Origin of the sequence: Frankia sp. AgPm24, assembly GCF_023243055.1 — a bacterium.
Lineage (GTDB): Bacteria > Actinomycetota > Actinomycetes > Frankiales > Frankiaceae > Frankia > Frankia umida.
In genome coordinates, this window is the sequence record NZ_JALKFW010000220.1 from 1 (window position 1) to 20,043 (window position 20,043).

18 protein-coding genes are annotated in these 20,043 nt (G+C 72.1%); 9 read left to right on the plus strand and 9 right to left on the minus strand.

Features of this window, described 5'->3' with window-relative positions; all coding sequences use genetic code 11:
- The first annotated feature begins 229 nt into the window (after positions 1-229).
- A complete protein-coding gene (trpD, locus tag MXD61_RS25570; RefSeq protein WP_248815971.1) occupies positions 230-1,519 on the plus strand; it encodes an anthranilate phosphoribosyltransferase in 1,290 nt (429 codons plus the stop codon).
- A gap of 388 nt (positions 1,520-1,907) precedes the next feature.
- Here trpD and MXD61_RS25575 read toward each other — a convergent pair whose 3' ends face one another.
- Genes MXD61_RS25575 through coxB form a run of 3 tightly spaced genes read right to left on the minus strand, consistent with a single transcriptional unit; the run spans position 1,908 to position 5,023 of the window.
- The gene (locus tag MXD61_RS25575; protein WP_248815972.1) at positions 1,908-2,309 is read right to left on the minus strand and encodes a cytochrome c oxidase subunit 4; all 402 of its coding nucleotides are present in this window, start codon (positions 2,307-2,309) and stop codon (positions 1,908-1,910) included.
- A 15-nt stretch (positions 2,310-2,324) separates the two neighbouring features.
- Positions 2,325-4,007 (minus strand): cytochrome c oxidase subunit I, encoded by a 1,683-nt coding sequence (gene ctaD, locus MXD61_RS25580; RefSeq protein WP_248815973.1) that lies wholly within the window; start codon positions 4,005-4,007, stop codon positions 2,325-2,327.
- On the minus strand, positions 4,004-5,023 hold the full coding sequence (gene coxB, locus MXD61_RS25585) for a cytochrome c oxidase subunit II (RefSeq protein WP_248815974.1): 1,020 nt from the start codon (positions 5,021-5,023) through the stop codon (positions 4,004-4,006). The genes ctaD and coxB overlap by 4 nt, the downstream gene beginning before the upstream one ends.
- 248 nt (positions 5,024-5,271) lie before the next feature.
- Here coxB and MXD61_RS25590 point away from each other — a divergent pair, with 248 nt between their 5' ends.
- Entirely contained in the window at positions 5,272-6,432 is a 1,161-nt protein-coding gene (locus MXD61_RS25590; protein WP_248815975.1) for an aminotransferase class V-fold PLP-dependent enzyme, read from the plus strand.
- Between the two features lie 10 nt (positions 6,433-6,442).
- The gene (locus MXD61_RS25595) at positions 6,443-6,682 is read left to right on the plus strand and encodes a sulfurtransferase TusA family protein (RefSeq protein WP_248815976.1); all 240 of its coding nucleotides are present in this window, start codon (positions 6,443-6,445) and stop codon (positions 6,680-6,682) included.
- 114 nt (positions 6,683-6,796) lie between these two features.
- On the opposite strand, the gene MXD61_RS25600 is transcribed toward MXD61_RS25595, so the two are convergent.
- A complete protein-coding gene (locus tag MXD61_RS25600; RefSeq protein WP_248815977.1) occupies positions 6,797-7,777 on the minus strand; it encodes a carbohydrate kinase family protein in 981 nt (326 codons plus the stop codon).
- Between the two features lie 112 nt (positions 7,778-7,889).
- A complete protein-coding gene (gene erpA, locus MXD61_RS25605) occupies positions 7,890-8,252 on the minus strand; it encodes an iron-sulfur cluster insertion protein ErpA (RefSeq protein ID WP_248815978.1) in 363 nt (120 codons plus the stop codon).
- A 635-nt stretch (positions 8,253-8,887) separates the two neighbouring features.
- Here erpA and nadA point away from each other — a divergent pair.
- From nadA to MXD61_RS25625, 4 genes are all read left to right on the plus strand, one after another.
- Entirely contained in the window at positions 8,888-10,189 is a 1,302-nt protein-coding gene (nadA, locus tag MXD61_RS25610) for a quinolinate synthase NadA (protein ID WP_248815979.1), read from the plus strand.
- Entirely contained in the window at positions 10,189-10,797 is a 609-nt protein-coding gene (locus tag MXD61_RS25615; protein WP_248815980.1) for a DUF3043 domain-containing protein, read from the plus strand. The genes nadA and MXD61_RS25615 overlap by 1 nt, the downstream gene beginning before the upstream one ends.
- A 271-nt stretch (positions 10,798-11,068) precedes the next feature.
- A complete protein-coding gene (locus tag MXD61_RS25620; protein ID WP_248815981.1) occupies positions 11,069-11,287 on the plus strand; it encodes a hypothetical protein in 219 nt (72 codons plus the stop codon).
- An 86-nt stretch (positions 11,288-11,373) separates the two neighbouring features.
- Positions 11,374-12,339 carry an aldo/keto reductase family protein gene (locus MXD61_RS25625; RefSeq protein ID WP_248815982.1) on the plus strand — a complete coding sequence of 322 codons (966 nt, stop codon included), beginning with the start codon at positions 11,374-11,376 and terminating at the stop codon, positions 12,337-12,339.
- Positions 12,340-12,412: 73 nt separating this feature from the next.
- Here the strand turns inward: MXD61_RS25625 and MXD61_RS25630 are convergent, their stop codons facing one another.
- The 3 genes from MXD61_RS25630 to MXD61_RS25640 all read right to left on the minus strand — a co-directional run bounded on the left by MXD61_RS25630 (position 12,413) and on the right by MXD61_RS25640 (position 13,766).
- Complete coding sequence (locus MXD61_RS25630) at positions 12,413-12,985, minus strand: TetR/AcrR family transcriptional regulator (protein ID WP_248815983.1); 573 nt, start codon at positions 12,983-12,985, stop codon at positions 12,413-12,415.
- Positions 12,982-13,431: a nitroreductase family deazaflavin-dependent oxidoreductase gene (locus MXD61_RS25635; protein ID WP_248815984.1), complete on the minus strand. Its 450-nt coding sequence runs from the start codon at positions 13,429-13,431 to the stop codon at positions 12,982-12,984. The genes MXD61_RS25630 and MXD61_RS25635 overlap by 4 nt, the downstream gene beginning before the upstream one ends.
- A 122-nt stretch (positions 13,432-13,553) precedes the next feature.
- On the minus strand, positions 13,554-13,766 hold the full coding sequence (locus MXD61_RS25640) for a hypothetical protein (protein WP_248815985.1): 213 nt from the start codon (positions 13,764-13,766) through the stop codon (positions 13,554-13,556).
- Positions 13,767-14,045: 279 nt separating this feature from the next.
- On the opposite strand from MXD61_RS25640, the gene MXD61_RS25645 reads away from it, so the two are divergent.
- Positions 14,046-14,222, plus strand: a complete 177-nt coding sequence (locus MXD61_RS25645; RefSeq protein ID WP_248815986.1) for a hypothetical protein — start codon at positions 14,046-14,048, stop codon at positions 14,220-14,222.
- A gap of 6 nt (positions 14,223-14,228) precedes the next feature.
- Entirely contained in the window at positions 14,229-15,725 is a 1,497-nt protein-coding gene (locus MXD61_RS25650; protein ID WP_248815987.1) for a bifunctional adenosylcobinamide kinase/adenosylcobinamide-phosphate guanylyltransferase, read from the plus strand.
- A gap of 75 nt (positions 15,726-15,800) precedes the next feature.
- On the opposite strand, the gene MXD61_RS25655 is transcribed toward MXD61_RS25650, so the two are convergent.
- On the minus strand, positions 15,801-19,979 hold the full coding sequence (locus MXD61_RS25655) for a DUF4062 domain-containing protein (protein ID WP_248815988.1): 4,179 nt from the start codon (positions 19,977-19,979) through the stop codon (positions 15,801-15,803).
- Positions 19,980-20,043: the final 64 nt, after the last annotated feature.

Sequence of the window (20,043 nt, forward strand, 5' to 3'; positions counted from 1 at the left end):
TTCCAACATCACCCGGGCGGCTGCTCCGGGTGCTCCATCGGGTGGACCCCGGGCGTGGCCCCCGCGGGGGGCGCGGGGGCCCGGCGGGCCCGCCCGGGGGGCGGGGCGCGGCGGGGCCCCCCCCCCGGCCCCCGGGGGGGGGGGCGCCGCGGCGGGGGGCCCGGGGGGGGGGGGGGGGGGCGCGCCGGCCGCTCACCGGCGCCCAGCTCGCCGGCTGAGCGGCCCCACCATGACCCTCGAGACCGCCGTCTCCCCCACCACCGCCGCGGCCCCCGCCGCGACCCCGGCCCCCTCCGCTCCTGCCACCTCAGCCACCTCGACCGATACGACCACCTCGGCTTCAGGCGTCGCGGGCGCTCCCGGCGGCGTGAGGGCGGCTGCCGCGCCCACCTGGCCCGACCTGATCGGCACCCTGCTGGCGGGCACCCCGCTGGACCGGACGGGCACCGCCTGGGCGATGGACCAGATCATGGCCGGGGCGGCCTCACCCGCGCAGACAGCCGGCTTCGTGGTGGCGCTGCGGGCCAAGGGCGAGACCCCGGCGGAGATCGACGGTCTGGTCGAGGGGATGCTCGCCCACGCCGCCCCCCTGGACGTCGCCGCCGAGCTGCGCGTACGCGCCGTCGACACCTGCGGCACCGGTGGGGACCGCTCCAACACGGTCAACATCTCCACGATGGCCGCTCTCGTGGTGGCCGGCGCCGGCGTCCCGGTGATCAAACACGGCAACCGGGCGGCGTCGTCGTCCTGCGGGTCCGCGGATCTGCTCGCCGAACTCGGGGTGGTCGTGGACCTGCCGCCCGCCGGTGTCGCCACCTGCCTGCCTGCGGCGAACATCGCGTTCTGCTTCGCCCGGACGTTCCACCCGGCCATGCGGCACGTCGGCCCGATCCGGGCCGATCTCGGCGTGCCGACCGCGTTCAACATCCTCGGCCCGCTGACGAACCCCGGCCGCCCCGGGGCACAGTCCATCGGGGTCGCCGATGCTCGACTCGCGCCGGTCGTCGCCCAGGTGCTGGCCGACCGCGGCACCCGCGCCCTGGTCTTTCGCGGCGACGACGGGCTGGACGAGCTCAGCCCCGTGACCACCTCCACCGTCTGGGTCATCCCCGGCAACCCGGCGGGCTCGGCGGGCCTCACGGCCTCAGCGGACCTCGCGGGCTCGGCGGAGCAGGCGCCGCCCCGACGCGAACGCTTCGACCCACGTGAGGTCGGCATCCACGTCCCCGACATCGCCGCCCTGCGGGGTGCGGACGCCCCCCACAACGCCAGGGTCGCGCACGCGGTGCTGGACGGTGAGCCAGGCCCGGTCCGCGACACGGTGTTGCTGGCCGCTGCCGCCGCCCTGGTCGCCGCGGACGGCCCCACCCGGGCACCGGTCGCCGAGCAGATCGCCGCGGCCCTCACCCGCGCCGCCACCGCCATCGACTCCGGCGCCGCCCGCACCGTGCTGGACCGCTGGATCAGCACCAGCCAGGCCGCCGCGGCCGCGCACGACCACGCCCCACAAACCACCTGAGACACACCCACACGGGTAACCATTCGGGGACGTGGGGAAGCCCCCCGGCCCGGCAGCAGGCCGCACCGCCGCCCAGACCCGCACTTTCCCCGCCCCGCGCGGCGGCCAGCCCACCGCGCAGGCCACATGCCGAGGGATATGCGACCTCGCGCCGAGGACTCTTCGCCCTGGGACGGCCCGAATCCCGAACAAGCCTCGGCATCCCATGATCACGGCCGTGACCTGGCAGCGATTCGACCACCCTCGATGGTCCGAACGCGGAGACGGAGCGCCGCAACGGGCCGTCGAAACAAGCGGAAACAAGCGGAAAAGGGCAGAAAGCGGAAACGGGTTGGGGCCGGCATCCACCAGTGGCGGATGCCGGCCCCAACCGTCGAAAGGGTTCGGCTCAGTCCTCGGGCACGGGGGGGTGCCAGAAGTTCTCGAACACCAGGCAGGTCACGAAAGAGACCACCAGAACGGCGCCGAGCACGATCAGCCAGACCCCGAACACGAAGCCCATCGCGGCGGTGACCGCGCTGGCGCCGATGAAGAACGGGTAGTAGCTGCCGGGGGTGAAGTGACCGAGTTCGCCGGCGCCGTCGGCGATCTCGGCATCGGGCAGGTCCTGCGGACGCATGCCGATGCGGCGGCCGGTGAACATCAGGTAGCCACCGACGAGGAAACCCAGACCCGTGGTGAGGGTCAGGGCCGCGGTGCCGGTCGGGTCCTTGGACCAGAACCAGTAGACCAGCGCCGCCGCTCCGGCAAACAGGCCGAAGAAGCTGAAGATGATGCCTTCCACCTTCATACGATCGCCGCTCTCCTAGCTGATCTCGGGTGTCGCATGGTAGTCGACCCGGCCGACCGCGGCCGGGAAGTGCAGGTCGAACGCTGGCCGCTCGGAGCGGATCCGGGGCAGTGAGGTGAAGTTGTGCCGCGGCGGTGGGCAGGAGGTCGCCCACTCCAGCGAGTTGCCGTAGCCCCAGGGGTCGTCCACGATGGCCAGCTGGCCCTTGCGGTACGAATGCCAGAGGTTGTACAGGAACGGCAACGTCGACAGCGCCAGCAGGAACGATCCGGCGCTGGAGAACGTGTTCAGTGTGGTGAACCCGTCGGACGCACTGTAGTCGGCGTACCGGCGCGGCATGCCCTTCAGGCCCAGCCAGTGCTGGACGAGGAAGGTGGCGTGGAAGCCGATGAACACCGTCCAGAAGTGGATCTTTCCGAGGCGGTCGTTCATCATCCGGCCGGTGACCTTCGGGAACCAGAAGTAGGTCCCGGCGTACGCCGCGAACACCACCGTGCCGAACACGACGTAGTGGAAGTGGGCGACGACGAAGTAGCTGTCGCTCACGTGGAAGTCGATCGGCGGGCTGGCCAGCAGCACACCGGTCAGACCACCGAACAGGAACGTCACCAGGAAGCCGATGCAGAACAGCATCGGTGTCTCGAAGGTGAGCTGACCCCGCCACATCGTGCCGATCCAGTTGAAGAACTTCATCCCGGTCGGCACCGCGATGAGGAACGACAGGAAGGCGAAGAACGGCAGGAGCACCGCACCGGTGACGAACATGTGGTGCGCCCACACCGCGACCGACAGGGCGCCGATGCCGATGGTGGCGTAGACGAGGCCCTTGTAGCCGAACAGCGGCTTGCGGGAGAACACCGGCAGGATCTCACTGACGATGCCGAAGAACGGCAGCGCCAGGATGTACACCTCGGGATGCCCGAAGAACCAGAACAGGTGCTGCCAGAGCAGCGCCCCGCCGTTGGCCGCGTCGAACACGTGCGCGCCGAAGCGCCGGTCGGCCTCGAGCGCGAGCAGCGCCGCGGCGAGCACCGGGAAGGCGATCAGCACGAGGATCGACGTGACCAGGAAGTTCCAGCAGAAGATCGGCAGTCGCCACATCGTCATGCCGGGGGCGCGCAGGCACAGGATCGTGGTGATCATGTTGACACCACCGAGGATGGTGCCCAGACCCGACACCACCAGGCCCATGATCCACAGGTCGGATCCGGCGCCCGGGGAGTAGACGTCGTTGCTCAGTGGCGCGTAGGCGAACCAGCCGAACGACGCGGCGCCGTTCGGGGTCAGGAAGCCCGCGACCACCGTGAGGCTGCCGAACAGGAACAACCAGTACGACAGCGCGTTCAGCCGCGGGAAGGCGACGTCCGGCGAGCCGATCTGCAGCGGCACCAACAGGTTCGCGTAGGCGAACGCGATCGGTGTCGCGAACATCAGCAGCATCAGCGTGCCGTGCATGGTGAACAGCTGGTTGTACTGCTCGTTGCCGAAGTACTGCAGCCCTGGCCGGGCGAGCTCGGCCCGCATCAGGACCGCGAGCACGCCTGCGAACAGGAAGAACCCGAGCGACGTCACGAAGTACATCACTGCGATGTCCTTGTGTGACGTCGTGCGCAGGTAGCCAAGCAGGTTCGTCCGCTTGGGTAGGTGGGGTAGGTCGGGCTCGGCGTGGCCGACGCCCGTTTCGTGCACCAGGGTCACTGTCCGCTCCCGGAGGTGGTGGCGGTGACCGCGGTGAGCGCTCCCGCGGCCTGCGTCTGCGTGCTCGACGACGATGCCGTCGACGACGACGCGGACGACGACGAGACGGGAGCGTTCAGTCGCTCCGTGATGAACTTGTCGTACTCGGCCTCGGGCACGACCTTGACGTAGAAGTTCATCCGGTCATGGTCGGTGCCGCAGAGCTCGGCGCAGCGGCCGATGAACGTACCGGTCTTGGTGACCGTCAGCTCGAACTGGTTGATCCGACCAGGTATGACGTCCCGCTTGAAGAGGAACTCGGGGACCCAGAAGGAGTGGATGACGTCCGGGGACGTCTCCACGAACCGGATCGAGCGGTTCTGCGGCAGCACCAGCACGGCGGGCTCGCCCGGACGGCCGGTGACCTCGATCTGGTTCTGGTTCGGGGTCTTCGGGCCGACGCCGGGGTCGAGGTACTTGAACTGCCAGTTCCACCGGAAGCCGACGACATTGACCGTCACGTCCGGGTTGGCGGAGAGCTTGGTGACCTCCGACTCGTCCCGGGCCGTGTAGTAGAACATGCCGACCACGATGACCACCGGCACGACCGTGTACAGAATTTCGACCGGCAGGTTGTAACGAATCTGCCGGGGAAGCACGTCGCTGCGCTTACGGAACGCGACGACGGCGTAAAAGATCATGCCCCAGACGATGACGCCGACGACGAGCGCCGCGATCGCCGACCCCTGCCAAAGATTGAGCAGGCGCGGCGAGTAGTTCGTCACACCATCGGGATAACCGAAGTTGGGTCGCTCGCAGGCGGTCGCCGCGACGCCCACGAGCGCAAGCGGCCCGACCATACGCAGGGTCCGGCGGCCACGCGAGCGCTGGTGCGCACGCTGCCCGCCGCCGTGCGCGCCGGGCGCCCCGCCGGATTCAGCCGGCATTGTCGGCGTGCCTCCGAGCTGCGCGGCCGGGACCTCCGCGACCGGAACATCCGCGACCGACGGCCGGGTCCGACCGAAGGATCTGCTCACCAGGTCCTGCCTCCCACGACTAGCGGCACGCGGCGACGGCGCGAACGCTGTCCTCCGCCATCCCGCGAAACCCCTGCAAACGCCATGTCACCCCGGTCGATCCCTCCGGACGACATGCTGTCTTCGACACGCTGTAGATGGTGCGGCAGCAGCGTATCTCAGCGGCCCGACAGCTTCTCGCCTCAGGCCCCATCAAGGGGCTGTGATGCACGCCCCGCCCGGCACGTCAGGGCGGTAGCGTCAGCGCCGTGCCGGCCTATCTCGACCATGCGTCGACCACGCCACTGCACCCCGCCGCTCGACAGGCTCTGCTGGTAGCACTGGATGAGGGCTGGGCTGATCCGGCTCGGCTCTATCGGGAGGGGCGCCGCGCGCGGATGCTGCTGGACGCGGCCCGCGAGTCCGTGGCGTCGGATCTCGGGGCCCGTCCAGACGAGATCAGTTTCACCTCCAGTGGCACCGCCGCGGCCAGCGCCGCACTGCTGGGCACGGCCGCCGCCCGCCGCCGCGCCGGTGATGTGGTGGTGGTCAGCGCGGTCGAGCACTCGTGCGTCCTGCACGCCGCCGCCCACCACGAACAGGCCGGCGGACGGGTCGTCCAGGTCGGCGTGGACGCGTTCGGCCGGGTCGACCCCGCCGCCTTCACCGCCCCGCCAGGCACCGCGGTGGCGAGCCTGCAGCACGCCAACCACGAGGTCGGCGTGCTGCAGCCGGTCGCCGAGGTGGCCGAGCGGCTGCACGCGGCCGGCGTCCCGCTGCACACCGACGCGGCCGTGACGGTCGGGCATATCCCGGTGGACCTGCGTGCCCTCGGGGCGGACCTGCTGACCGCGAGCGCGCACAAGTTCGGCGGTCCGGCCGGGGTGGGCCTGCTGGCGGTGCGCACCGGCACCCGCTGGCGCTCCCCCGGCCCGACGGACGAACGGGAGGGCGGCCGGGTCCCCGGCTTCCCGGACGTCCCGTCGATCGTCGCCACCGCCGCGGCGCTGGCGGCCCGCGGCAGCGAGCTCGACGCCGAGGGTCCGCGGCTGGCCGCGCTCGGCGCCGAACTACGCGGCCGGCTCCCCACGCTGATCGACGGGGTCGAACTGCTCGGCGATCCCTCGCCCGACGGGTCCGTCCGCCACATCTGTGCCTTCTCCTGCCTGTACGTGGCGGGAGAGGCCCTGCTCGACGGGCTGGACCGGGCCGGGATCGCGGTCAGTTCCGGCTCCAGCTGCACCTCGGACGCCCTCACGCCGAGCCATGTGCTGGTGGCGATGGGCGCCCTCACCCACGGCAACCTGCGGGTCTCCTTCGGCCGGGACTCCACCCGCGCCGACGTCGACGCGCTGCTCGCCGTCCTGCCGGGCGTCGTACGTGAGGTCCGCGCCCGTTTCGGCGCCGCGGACCTGGACCCGACGCTATGACCCCGACGGCATGACCCCCGACGGCACGACCATGGTGGACGCGCGTGGTCGGCGCTGCCCGCTGCCGATCATCGATCTCGCCCGGGCCATCGTCACCCTCGCCGACGGCGACACGATCACGCTGTGGGCGGATGATCCCGCCGCCGGCCCGGACGTCGCCGCCTGGTGCCGGCTGCGGCGCCAGGAACTGGTGTCCTCACGCCCCCTGCCCACCGGCGGCGAGGAGTTCGTCGTCCGCCGTCGGAGCTGAGCGGCCCCGACCGCGGACGACGACGGACCCCACATCGGGCAGGACGTCCGGTGGCCCCTGCCCGGGCCGCACACCTGGCCGGGCAGGCCAGACCGGGCAGGCCGGGGCATGTGATCAGGCGGTGGGCAGATGCTCGGCGATCTCGGCGGCGGCGGACTCGCCGTAGGCCTCGGCGAGGCGCTTGACCGCCTCGGCCGGGTCGACCTCGTACTCCTGCGGGCCGACGGTCTCGAGCACCAGGGTGGCGATGAGCGCGCCCACCTGGGCGGACCGCTCGAGCGGGAGACCCCAGGACAGGCCGGCGAGGAAACCGGCGCGGAAACCGTCGCCGACACCGGTCGGGTCCGGGGTGTCGCGGGCGGGGACGACGGGCACCCGGATCAGGTCCTGACCCGGCGCCTCGATCACCACGCCGTCCTTGCCGTGGGTGGTGACCCGTACACCGACCACGCCGCGGATGTCCTCGTCCGACCAGCCGGTCTTGCTGGCCAGCAGCGCCTTCTCGTACTCGTTGCAGAACAGGTAGGCCGCGCCGTTGAGGAGCTCCCGGATCTGCGGGCCGTCGAGCAGGGCGAGCTGCTGGGACGGGTCGGCGGCGAACGCGTAGCCGCGCTCACGGGCCTCCTGCGCGTGGCGCAGCATCGCGACGGGGTTGTTGGGGCTGACGACGACCAGGTCCAGCCCGCCGAACCGCTCGGCGATCGGCGCCAGCTCGATGTCGGCGGACTCGTCCATCGCACCCGGGTAGAAGGAGGCGATCTGGTTGAGGTCGAGGTCGGTGGTGCAGACGAACCGGGCGGTGTGCGCGCTCGAGCTCACCCGCAGCACGCTGGTGTCCACCCCGTGGCTGTCCAGCCAGGCGCGGTAGTCGCCGAAGTCGGACCCGACCGCTCCGACGAGGATCGGGCGAAGGCCGAGGCGGCCCAGGCCGATCGCGATGTTGGCGGCGACGCCGCCGCGTCGCACCACGAGTTCGTCCACCAGGAACGACAGCGAGACCTTCTCGAGCTGGTCGGCGAGCAGCTGCTCGGCGAACCGTCCCGGAAAGCGCATCAGGTGGTCGGTAGCGATCGAACCGGTAAGGGCGATATCCACGATCGTGCAGCCTACCGGTACGACGAAGCCCCCCCGGGGCCCGGGGGGGGCCGCGGGGGGGGCTTCGAGGCGATGCGGGGTGCGGCGGCCCGCGAGGGGCCACCGGTTGGTGCTAGTTGAACGAGTCGCCGCAGGCGCAGGAACCCTGCGCGTTGGGGTTGTCGATCGTGAAGCCCTGCTTCTCGATCGTGTCGACGAAGTCGATCGTCGCGCCACCGAGGTACGGGACGCTCATCCGGTCAACGGCGACCTTGACGCCGGCGAAGTCCAGGACGGTGTCGCCGTCCAGGGACCGCTCGTCGAAGAACAGCTGGTAACGCATGCCCGAGCAACCACCCGGCTGCACCGCGATGCGCAGCTTGAGGTCATCCCGGCCCTCCTGCTCCAGCAGGGTCTTCACCTTGCCAGCGGCCATCTCGGTGAGGGTGACGGCCGAGGACTGCGTCGCGGTCTCCGTCGTGTCCTGAACGGTCATAGAGACTTCTCCTGCCCATGCTGTGATGTGGCCTGGCGGGGCCGGGCCACTGGTTCCGGTCGGGTAGTGCGTTTCCGGTCGGTCGCTTTCCGGTCAGGTGTCGCTTGCGGTACTGCCCGCGACGCCTCCACTCCCGGCAGACGCCCCGGACACGGCACAGCCAGTGCGCCGACATCCATGCCCAACACCATCGGACGGGATCCGCTTCCCATGGTAGCGAGACCGAGCAGGACCGACCACGGCACGATCCGGTCCACCACGAGACCCCCGTCACCTTGGGTTATGTCCTCGGTGGTTACCCACCCGGCCCATCGCCGCGGGACACCTGGCCCACCAGCGGGGGCGGACCGGCGTCTTGACCCCCTGCGACGTGGGACATCACGCGTCACAGGGGCGCGAACACCGCCCCGGGAGACCGGCTGGCACCCGCGCGGGCGGGGCCCCGCCGAGCCACGACCGCCGCTCGGTGACCCCCACGACGAGTCGCCCCCGAGACACCACATCCGCGCATACGATGACGCCCAGGGGAGTTAGAGTCTCATCGACCATTCGCGGACGGCCACGGCGGGTGCGCTGGCCGGCCGGCACACATGACAGGCGGCCAGGCTCACGGGCCGGCCGACCGGAGGAGTGTCATGACCATCAACCCGGCCCTCGAGCACAACCCGTCCCGCACGCCGTCCGCTCTCGTCCACCCGAACCCGAACCCGGGGCCGAACCCGAACCAGGCGCCGAACCCAGGGCCAAACCCGGGCCCGGATCCTGGTCTCGCGGCGGTGGGTACCGCCCCGTCGCCCCTGGCGCTGCTGCTGCTGGGGCGCGGCGCGGATCCGGCCAGCGAGCGCGGTGTCGACTGCCCGGGTGACCTGCCGCCGGCCGCGGACCCGGACCTCGCCGCCCGGGCCGCCGCCGCGAAGGCCACCCTCGGGGAGAGGGTGTTCATCCTCGGGCACCACTACCAGCGCGACGAGGTGATCGCGTTCGCCGACGTCACCGGCGACTCGTTCAAGCTCGCCCAGCTCGCCGCGGCCCGCCCCGAGGCCGAGGCGATCATCTTCTGCGGTGTGCACTTCATGGCCGAAAGCGCCGACATCCTCACCGGCCCGCACCAGAAGGTGATCCTGCCGGACCTGGCCGCGGGCTGCTCGATGGCCGACATGGCCACCGCCGAGCAGGTCGAACAGGCCTGGGACGACCTGGCCGACGCCGGGGTCGAGGCCACCACCGTGCCGGTGAGCTACATGAACTCCTCGGCCGCGATCAAGGCGTTCACCGGCCGTCACGACGGCACCATCTGCACGTCCTCGAACGCACGACGGGCACTGGAGTGGGCCTTCGGCGCACGCGGCGGCGAGCGGGTGCTGTTCCTGCCCGACCAGCACCTCGGGCGCAACACCGCGATCGCCGAACTCGGGATGACCGAGGCCGACTGCGTCGTCTACGACCCGCGGCGCCCCCGCGGCGGGCTCAGCCAGGCCCAGCTGCGCGACGCGAAGATGATCCTGTGGCGCGGCCACTGCTCGGTACACGGGCGCTTCACCAGGCAGAGCGTGGACGAGGTGCGCGCCCGGGTACCCGGTGTCACCGTGCTGGTGCACCCGGAGTGCCGCCGTGAGGTGGTGACCGCGGCGGATCTGGTCGGCTCGACCGAGTACATCATCGCCGCCGTCGACGCCGCGCCCCCCGGCAGCGCGTTCGCCATCGGCACCGAGCTGAACCTCGTGCGGCGGCTTTCCACCCGCCACCCCGACAAGACGATTGTCTTCCTGGACCGTACGGTGTGTTTCTGCTCCACCATGAACCGGATCGACATGCCGCATCTCGTCTGGGCGCTGGAGTCCCTCGTCCGCGGGGAGACGCCGAACCAGATCACGGTCGACCCGGACGTGGCCACCCCTGCTCGGAAGGCACTCGATCAGATGTTGGCTCTGCCCTGATGGCCCTGCTCAAGCGCCGTGGGGGCGCCGATCCCGACTTGTCCGACGCCCCGGCGGTCCTCGACGAGCAGCTTGCCGACGACGACCCGCGCCGCTCGGGCGGCAAGGGCCGTCCGACGCCCAAGCGCTCGGCCGCCCGGGCCGCCCGCACGCAGACGGTCTCGACCGCGAAGAAGCCGGCGAACAAGCAGGAGGCCCGGGCCGCCCGGCGCAAGCAGAGCCAGGACTACCGCTCGGCGATGATGTCCGGGGACGTCAGCCGGCTGCCACCGCGTGAGCGTGCCCCCGAGCGGGTGCTGGCCCGCGACTACGTCGACACCCGGATCAACGTCGGCCCGTTCTTCCTGATCGCCGCGGTCATCTACTTCGTCGGCGGGTTGATCCCCGTGGGAGCCATCCGGCTGGCCGCGACGCTGCTGATGCTGGTCGGCATCGTCGCGGTGGTGGTCGACTCGGTCCTGCTGTCCTGGCAGGCCAGCAAGCGGGTCGCCGCCCGTTACCCCGACTCCCGGGTGCGGGTGCGCGCCTACGCCGCCCAGCGCGCCCTGTTGCCGCGCCGTTGGCGCCTACCCCGCCCGCGCGTCTCCCGCGCCAACCCCACGCCGTAGCCCTGCCTGCCCGGGTCGTCGTGGGAGTGGGGTCGTGTGCGGTTCGCTGCCCACCACGACCCGGGTGAATATCCGGAGGCGTTCGGACATGGGAGCCCATACCATTCGGTCCGCCCAGGAACAGCTGCCACACGGGCAGGAGCCGACAGTGTCCCATGATCCGGATCTTCTACTGAGACTGGTTCGAGAACAGCTCCAGAATCCAGCACGCGGGCTCGGGGAGAGAACGACCTGGGTCGGCGGCCGTGTGCTCGACTCCGACCATGTGGTGATGCTGTACCGAGAGGGAGCCGGCGGTCCGGTCATCGGCCAGCACTACCAGCTCTCCGCATTCGCTTCGATGTTCGATCCGGAGACGACCACGGAGGGGCTCGCGCACATCATCTTTGTCAACGAGATCACCGACCCGAGTGGACCTGGCGAGCACCTCGACGTCGACTGGGCGGACGGCCTGGTTCCCGACCCGTCCGCCGTCACCTGGTGGACCTGAACGGTTCGCCCACGGATGCTCGCCGCAATGCTCGGCGCGGGAGACATGCCGTGGCCGGATCAGCCAGTTGGTCATAGGTTGTTCGGGTGAGACATCGACGTCTGGGACGTACTGGCCTGTCGGTAAGCGAGATCTCCTACGGGAACTGGCTCACCCACGGGGACAAGATCGAGGCCGAGGCGGCGACCGCCTGCGTGCGCGCCGCCTTCGACGAGGGCATCACCACCTTCGACACCGCTGACGTGTACGCCGCCACCAAGGCCGAGAGTGTGCTCGGCGAGGCTCTGGACGGCGTCCGGCGTGAGTCGTACGAGCTGTTCACCAAGGTCTTCTGGCCGACCGGCCCCGGCGAGAACGACAAGGGCCTGGGCCGCAAGCACATCATCGAGTCTGCGAACGCCTCACTGCGCCGGCTGCGCACCGACCACATCGATCTCTACCAGGCGCACCGCTACGACGAGACGGTGCCGCTGGAGGAGACGCTGCGGGCGTTCGACGACCTGGTCCGCGCCGGCAAGGTGCTCTACATCGGGGTGTCCGAGTGGACCGCCGAGCAGATCAGCGACGCCGTGCGGATCGCCGGCGAGCTCGGCCTGGACCGGATCATCTCCAACCAGCCGCAGTACTCGATGCTGTGGCGGGTGATCGAGTCCGACATCGTGCCCACCTGCGAGCAGGCCGGCATCTCGCAGATCGTCTGGTCGCCGATCGCTCAGGGTGTACTCACCGGCAAGTACCTGCCCGGCCAGCCCCCGCCGAGCGGCAGCCGCGCCACCGACAAGTCCGGCGCCCAGATGATCTCCCGGCTGATCGCCGACGAGGTCCTGGCCGCGGTGCAGAACCTGCGGCCGATCGCGCAGGACGCGGGCCTGTCGATGGCCCAGCTCGCCGTCGCCTGGGTGCTGCAGAACGACAACGTCGCCTCGGCGATCATCGGTGCGTCCCGCCCGGAGCAGGTCACCGAGAACGTGAAGGCCTCGGGCGTCACCCTGGACCCGGCGATCCTCAAGCGCATCGACGACGTCCTCGCCGACGTCATCACCCGTTCCTGAGCCGCGCCCACCCCTGACCATCCGCACTTCCCTGACCGGCCGCACCCCCTGACCGGCCGCACCCCCTGACCGGCTATGCGGTGAACGCCTCGGCGAGCGCCGCATAGGTCCGGTCGAGGTCGGAACCCGGCAGGTAACGCTCCTCGAGTTCCAACAGGACGGCCCCATGGGCGGCCGCCCACAGGGCCTGCGCCCGGTACGGGTCACCGGTCGCCCGGTAGAACGGTTCCCCCGCCCACTGTTCGAGTCCGCTCGACAGTGTGGCGCGGGGCAGCCGGCCGGCGGTGAACATCCGATAGAGGTTCGGATGGGCCAGGGCGTAGCCGCGGTAGGCGCCGATCAGCGCCGCCACCACCGCGCCGGCGTCAGCCTCGTCCACCGCCCTGTGCAGATGCTCGCCGACCTCGGCGAGGGCGACCTCGGCGAGCCCCGCCGCCAGCGCGTCCTTGCTGGCCAGATGCTTGTAGAGCGACGGCGCCCGGATGCCGAGCACCTCGCCGATCCGGCGCATCGTGAGCGCGTCCGCGCCCTCTCGCTCCAGGATGTCGCGGGCCGCCGCGAGGATCTCCGCGACCCGCGCCGGGGGACGCGCCGGCTCCGGCCGCACCGCGATCCGCGGCAGCGGCAGCGGCGGGGTCGACGTCATCGCGGGGTGAGGGCGAAGACGGGGTGGCGGGGAGCGATCCGGCGGATCTGCTCGTCGGACGAGTTCGGACCGACGCCCTCGAAGAACACGCCGACCTCGGCCTTCCAGCGGGCCAGATAGGCGCGCAGCACGTCGACGCTGTCGTCGGGGGCGACCTCGCTGGCCAGGTAGCGGGTGCGGCCACGGCCGCGCAGCAGGGTGAGATCCCCACCGGCGGCCCGCACGTTACGCACCCACTGCCCGTGCCCGCGGGCCGAGACCAGGTACTGCCGCCCGTCCAGCGTCAGCAGGTTCACCGGCGTGCGCCGCGGCTCGCCGCTGGAGCGCCCGCGCACCTCCAGCACCCGGCTGCCCAGCACGCTCACCCCGGCCCGGGTCAGACCCGCGACCGCCCGGTTGGCGACGTTACGGGTGAACCATCCCGGCGCACGGTAGTGATCAGCCATGATCGCAACACCTCCGAAGCGAAGCCCCAGACTACGGCTAATGCCGTTAGCCACACCCTCAGCTAACAGCGTTAGCCGCCGGGTTGTCAACTCCGTCCCGCGACCAGCGCGGCATCGTGCGATCAGGTCACGGGGCGCAGGGACATCGGGCCGTAGATGCGGCGGCCGGCGTCGAGCAGCGTCACCTGGATGACCCCGGCCTCGAACAGTTCCCGCCAGGTCTCGCCGAGCCAGGTCTCGGCGTCCCCCTGACTGGTGAACGACTCGGAGCCGGCCGCGCCACCGACCGTTGCCGTCGCGCCGTCGTCACCCTCATAGCGCCAGGTCCAGGTCATCCGCCGGCCCCTCCCCACTGCTGTGGACGCCCGCAAGGCGGGTCGCCCTCGACCATCGACCGATCGGCCGATGTACTCATCCAACCGCGCCCCGAGCCGCCGGACGCACCGACCGACGCTGTACCAGTGCCGAACGCCACCCGCGGGCCGGTCACTGCGGCCGGACGCAGGGTCCCACCCGCTACTGGCGCGGACGGGGCCCGGCAGGTCAGGATGTCTGCGACGCCGGTAACGTCGGGCCGGCCACCCCGTCCGTCAGCTTTGGGAGGAACGACCCGAGTGGGCACCACCACCATCAACGCCGCCGTCCTGGCCGCCGAAACCGCCGAGCACGAGCCGCCGCTGTCCTGGTGGGCCGCGACGATCGTCACCTTCGTGGCAATCCTCATCCTGGCCGCCGTGCTCGCGCTGATGACGCGCTGGGAGCGCAAGCGCAACCCGCACAGCCACAGCTGAGCGCCGATGCGGCTGAGGCTGCTCGGCACCGGTTCCGCGGACGGCTGGCCGAACCCGTGGTGTGACTGCGCGTCCTGCACCTGGGCGCGCGGTAGCGGCGTGGTCCGCGGTCAGACCGCGATCCTCGTCGACGACGTGCTGCTCGTCGACTGCGGGCCGGATGTGCCCCGGGCCGCGGCCCGGTCCGGGGTACGCCTGTCCGGGCTGCGCCATCTGCTGGTCGGCCACGCACATCCGGACCATCTCGGCCCCGAGAGCCTGATGTGGCGCTCCTGGTCGACGGCGGCCGGACGACCGCTGGACGTCGTCGCGCCGCCGGCGGCGCTCGAGGTGTGCCGCGCCTTCCTGGCCCGCTGGGAGGGCAGCGACCCCGACCGTGAGGGCAACCCGCTGCGTTTCCTCGAGGCCGTGCCAGCCGGACCGGCCGAACCCGACCGGACGCCCGGGGCCCGCGGGACTCCCGGGACGGGCGGGACGCTGTGGCTGGGTGAGGCCGGGGCGCGGTACGAGGTGCGCCCGCTCGCCGCCCACCATGGCGACGCCAGCATCGGCCCCGCCGTCCTCTACGACATCACCGCACCGGATGGCACCCGGTTGCTCTACGGCTGCGACACCGCCGTGCCCCTGCCCGCCAGCACCCTGGACGCGGTCGTGGACCGGGCGTACGACGTGGTGGCGCTCGAGGAGAACAACGGCGACCGGCCTGGCTTCGGCGAACACCTCGGCCTGGACACCTTCGGCGAGCTCGTCGGCGAACTGCGCCGCCGGGGCGCGATCCACCAGGGCACCGAGATCCTCGCCGTCCACCTGAGTCACCGCAATCCGCCCGGCGACGAACTGGCCCGCCGCCTCGCCCACGTCGGCGCCCGTGCCCCCCACGACGGCGAATCCCTCGACATCACCCCCGGCCCCCGCCCCACCGCGGTACCGGCGCCCACGTCCGTGCCGGCGGCGACCGTCGTGGCGGCGGTGGTGCCGAGGCGGACGCTGGTGCTCGGTGGCGCCCGGTCGGGGAAGTCGGCCGAGGCCGAGCGGCGGCTGCTGGGCGAACCGGCGGTGGTGTACGTCGCGACCTCCGCACCGGCGGACGCCTCCGACGCCGAGTGGGCGGCCCGGATCGCGGCGCACCAGGCCCGCCGGCCCGCGGCCTGGACCACGGTGGAGTCCCTCGATCTGGTCGGCCTGCTGAGCACGGATGGTCCCCCGCTGCTCATCGACGGCATCGGCCTGTGGATCGCCGCCCATCTGGATTCGCCGGACGCACCGGCCTCACCGGACGGAGACGGGCTCGAGGCACACACGGCGGAGCTGGTCGAGGCGTGGCGCAACACCGCGAGGCGGGTGGTGGCGGTCTCGGACGAGGTCGGCTCCGGCGTCGTCCCGGCGACGCCCGTCGGACGGCGTTTCCGCGATGCCCTCGGACGGGCCAACGCCGCACTCGCCGCCGCCTCCGACGAGGTGTGCCAGGTCATCGCCGGCGTCGCCGTCCCCCTGCGGCCCTAGCCAGGTCGACCTCCCCGGCGGACAGGTCGGCGTCCCGGGAGAGCCGGGTGGCCCGGGTGGGACAGGTGGCCCGGCTCAGGGCTCGTAGTCGTAGCGGAACAGGCCGGCGGAGCTCGCGACGATGATGCCGCGGCCGAGGTCGGCGGGCAGCCAGGCACAGGAGCGGGCGGCGCCGTCGAAGCGCATCATGGTCACCGGCCGCCAGCTGGCCGTGTCCCAGATCCACAACGCGCCGTCGCCGCCGGCGGTGGCCAGCAGGGAGCCGTCCGGGGAGAACCGGGCGTCGCGCACGGTGTGGTTGTGGCCGGTCAGCGTCGCGACGGGATCGCCGTCGTCCAGCCGCCAGACGCGCACCGTGTGGTCGGCGCCGGCGGTCGCGAGCAGCCGGCTGTCGGGGGCGAAGTCCGCGCCGAGCACGTTGTCCAGGTGGCCCGAGAACGTCCGGTGGCAGACCAGGGCGGTGGTCCACAGCCGGACGAGGCGATCCTCGCCGCCGGTGGCGATCCAGCGACCGTCCGGGCTCACCGCGCAGGCCACCGCCATTCCCACATGCGCGGGCAGGGGCGCCGACAGTGGCCGTCCACTGATCGCGTCCCAGCGTTGCAGGGTGCCATCAGCGCAGCTGGCGGCGATCCAGGTGCCGCTGGGAGCAACGGCGAACGCCTTGATCTCGGTGGTCGCGGTCATCGTGGAAAGCACCGCTCCGGTGGCCGGGTCAACGCGGCGCAGGGCGGCGAGGTTGCCCGGTACGACCACCCAGGACCCGTTCGGCGCGGCCCCGACACCACGGATCATGTCGACGTGACCGGCCAGCGTCACCCCGGTCGGCTCACCGGTCTCCAGATCCCAGACGGCGGTGTTGCCACCATCGGTGTAGGTCACGACCACCGGCCGGCCCCGTTCCCCGGTGGAGGCGGGGTCGTCCGAAAGGTCGGAGGTCGGGGTGGGGCGGATACGCACGACAGCGGCGCCACGCATCTGGTGCTCACGCCCGGTGGCGGATGGCCGGGGCAGGTCGACGTCGGTGGACCACAGCCGGATCGTCCCGTAGCGACCCGAGGCCGCCACCCAGCTTCCGTCCGGGGACAGGACACAGTGGCGGCTGCCGATCGCCCCGGTCAGATCCACGCGGTGTGCTCCGCCGCGGACATCCCACAGACGGACCGCGCCCTCCCAGCTCGTCGTGACCAGCAGGTTCCCGTCCCGTCCGACCGCGGCGGCGCGGATCGCCCCGGCCTGCTCACGGATCATCCACACCTCCCGCCAGCCCCTGGACGGCGACCGGTCGCAGGACGCGGTCCGCGTGGGGTCCGGATCGTTCGTCCAGCGGCGGAACGTGCCGTCGGCGCCGGACGAGCCGACCCAGGTGCCGACCGGGGGCGCGGTCAGCGACAACACCGCACCGGTGTGGCCGACCAGAAGCGCGTTCGGACGGCCGGTCCTCGGATCACAGATCCGCACGATGCCGTCGTCACCCGCGACCGCGATCCAGCGGCCGTGTTCGGCCGCCAGGCAGCACCGCAGCGGCGCGTCGGTGACCGCCACGGTGAACACGACCGCGCCGTCGCGCACCTGCCAGCAGCGCAGCACCCCGTCCACACCCACCGCGAGAATCCGCTGCCCGTCGGGTGTGAACGCGCAGTCGGTGACCGCCCCGGCCGGGCCCCGCAGCACCCGCGGCCCAGCGGACGAACCGCCGGCACCAGCGGTAACAGCCACACCAGCGGCCTTGCTCTCCTCGGCGACGTCGCTCTCCCCGGCGACGTCGGTGGCGAGGGGTGGCGCGTCGTCCCAGGTGGAGGGAGCCGGCCACAGCCGGACGGTGCCGTCGGCGCCGGCGGAGGCGACCAGGGTGCCGTCCGGGGACAGGGCGCAGGCGTGGACCGCCCCGGTGTGACCGCGCAGCACCCGACGGCCCGGACCATCGGGGACCTGCCAGAGCCGCACGGTGCCGTCGGTACCGGCGGAGGCGAGCAGGCCGCTGTCCGCGGCGGCCGCGAGTCCCCCGATCGTGCGCCGATGGCCGACCAGGGTGCGCCGCAAGGCGGGATGCGGCTGGTCGGGTCGGGGCCAGCCGCCGGTCAACCGGGGGGTGGGCACATGGCGGGCCAGGGCGCGGCGGGCGGCGGCGAGCTCGGGGCTGCCGTCCAGGCGGCTGAGCAGGATCGCGCCGAGGAACGCCGGTGGGTCGGTGGGTGAGAGCAGATGGGCGTTCTGCCGGATCACCCGGTGCAGTGCCTCGAGCCGGGGATCGCCCGGGCGGGCGGCCGCGGCGAGGGCGAGGTCGGCCTCGAGTGCCACCGGTCCCAGCTGCGGGCGTTCCAGTTTGGCCAGCGTCCAGCGCAGATCCCCCAGCAGCGCCACCGCCGCGTCGACCCGTCCCGCGCCGAGGAGATGCCCCACCAGGTACGTCCAGGCATAGCTGGCGGAGGCCGGCAGCAGCCACCACGGATCGCCGCTCTCACGCGCCGGCGGGAGGTGGGCGTCGCGCAACGCGTCGCACAGAACGGCCTCGAGTTCGGCGAGCCGGGGCGCGCCGACCCGAACCCGCAGGTAGCTGCGCAGCACATCCTGGAGCAGCAACGCGGCGGGGGCCCGCCGGTAGGTGACGACCAGGGACAGATCGGCGAGTTCCTGGCACAGATCGTCGACCTCGTCCGGATCAAGGTCTCCGGTGCGTCCCCAGTAGACGTCCAGGATCGCGCGGGGCACCTCGACGTCCTCGGGGAAGACCGCGAGCTCCAGGTAGCGCTGGAGGCGATGGCCGGTGAGCAGGTCAAGGCTCGCCGCCAGGGTCACCTCGACGGCTTCGGCGCGCTGCCCCGCCCGGGTGACGTCCAGGCCGGTGGGGCCGCGGCGTTCCATCCGACGGCGCACCCGTTCGACGGCGCGGGCCGGGCTCATGCCGTCGCGCACATAGCGCACGAGGGCCCGGTTGACGAGGCTGAGCAGCACCGGCCAGCGTCCGGTGTGGGCCAGCAGCCGTTCGGCTCCCTCGGCCAGAGCACCATCCAGCACCACCGAGCCGTCCAGCAGCACCGAGCCGTCCAGCAGCACCGAGCCGTCCAGCAGCACCGAGCCGTCCAGCAGCACCGGGCCGCCGGTGGACGTGCCGGCGGGCAGCGATCCGGGGGGCAGGTCACGCAGCAGCAGCGCCATGGCCTCGGCCCTGCGCATCGCCGGGATCTCGATCATGCGGCAGCGGGGCAGAACGTCACGAAGCCGGGTGGTGACCAGTCGCATCGTGTTCGGGCCGCCCTGGAGGAACGGCTCCACCTGGTCGCGGCTCCACACGTCGTCGATGACGAGCAGGCGGTCGTCGCCGGCGAGCAGGGTGCCCAGGTGGAAGCCGGCCTGTTCGGGATCGGACAGGGTCGGGCGCACACCGGCCAGGGCCTCGCTGAGATCGTTGATCCGGTCGGCGAGCTGCGCCCCGCGCAGCGACTCACCCACCGTCACCCACAGCAGTCCACCCGGAAACCGGGGTGCGATCTCCACCCGCTGGCAGACCTCCCGGGCCAGGGTCGTCTTGCCGATCCCGCCGGTGCCGTACAGCACGACCGGCCCGGCGCCCGGCCGCAGTTCGGCGAGCACGGCCGCGGCCAGGGCCGGACGGGGGACGAACCCGTCCCGCAGGACCGGCACCATCCAGGGCGCCGGTGGACGTGCGGCGACCATCGCCTCCGTGGACGCCCCGGTGCTGGTCGTGGCGGCAATGTCGGCGGTCACGGCCGCCGCGGCTCGCCGTTCGGCCTCGCGCAGCTTGACCAGCGCGTCAAGGACGGCGGTTTCCAGCTCCCCGGCGTCACGGAAACCGGCGGTGATGATGCCGGACTCCCGCAGCCGCGTGCGGAAGGCCCGTTGCCGTTCGGCGTAAGCCTCGTCGACGAAGTCGCCGAAGGGAACCTCGGCGTGGTAGTCCAGCAGGAACACCAGCCGCGGTATCCCCGCCGCGGTCGCGGTGTCGAACTCGAGCTCGGTGTACGACACCCGCGCCTGCCCCGGGACGGTCGTGCCGTACCGAAAGGCGATGAGCCCCAGGTAGACGTCGGACGACCGCACCGCCCGCACGCAGAACTCGGCCGGATCGGCGTCGCGGGCACCGAAGTACTCCATGTCGATGACCTGGTCTCCGGCGAGCGCCACCGCCCGCTCGGCCGCCGCGACGAACGACCGCTCCCGCGGAAAGCCCCGCAGCTCGGCGGTGTGGCTCAGGAACACCCGCCGAGCGATCCCCTCGCCCGGCCCACCCATCGTCGCACCGATCGGCCGCCGCGCCGGCTCGGCCGGTGACCGCGAGCCCGACCTGCGACCAGGC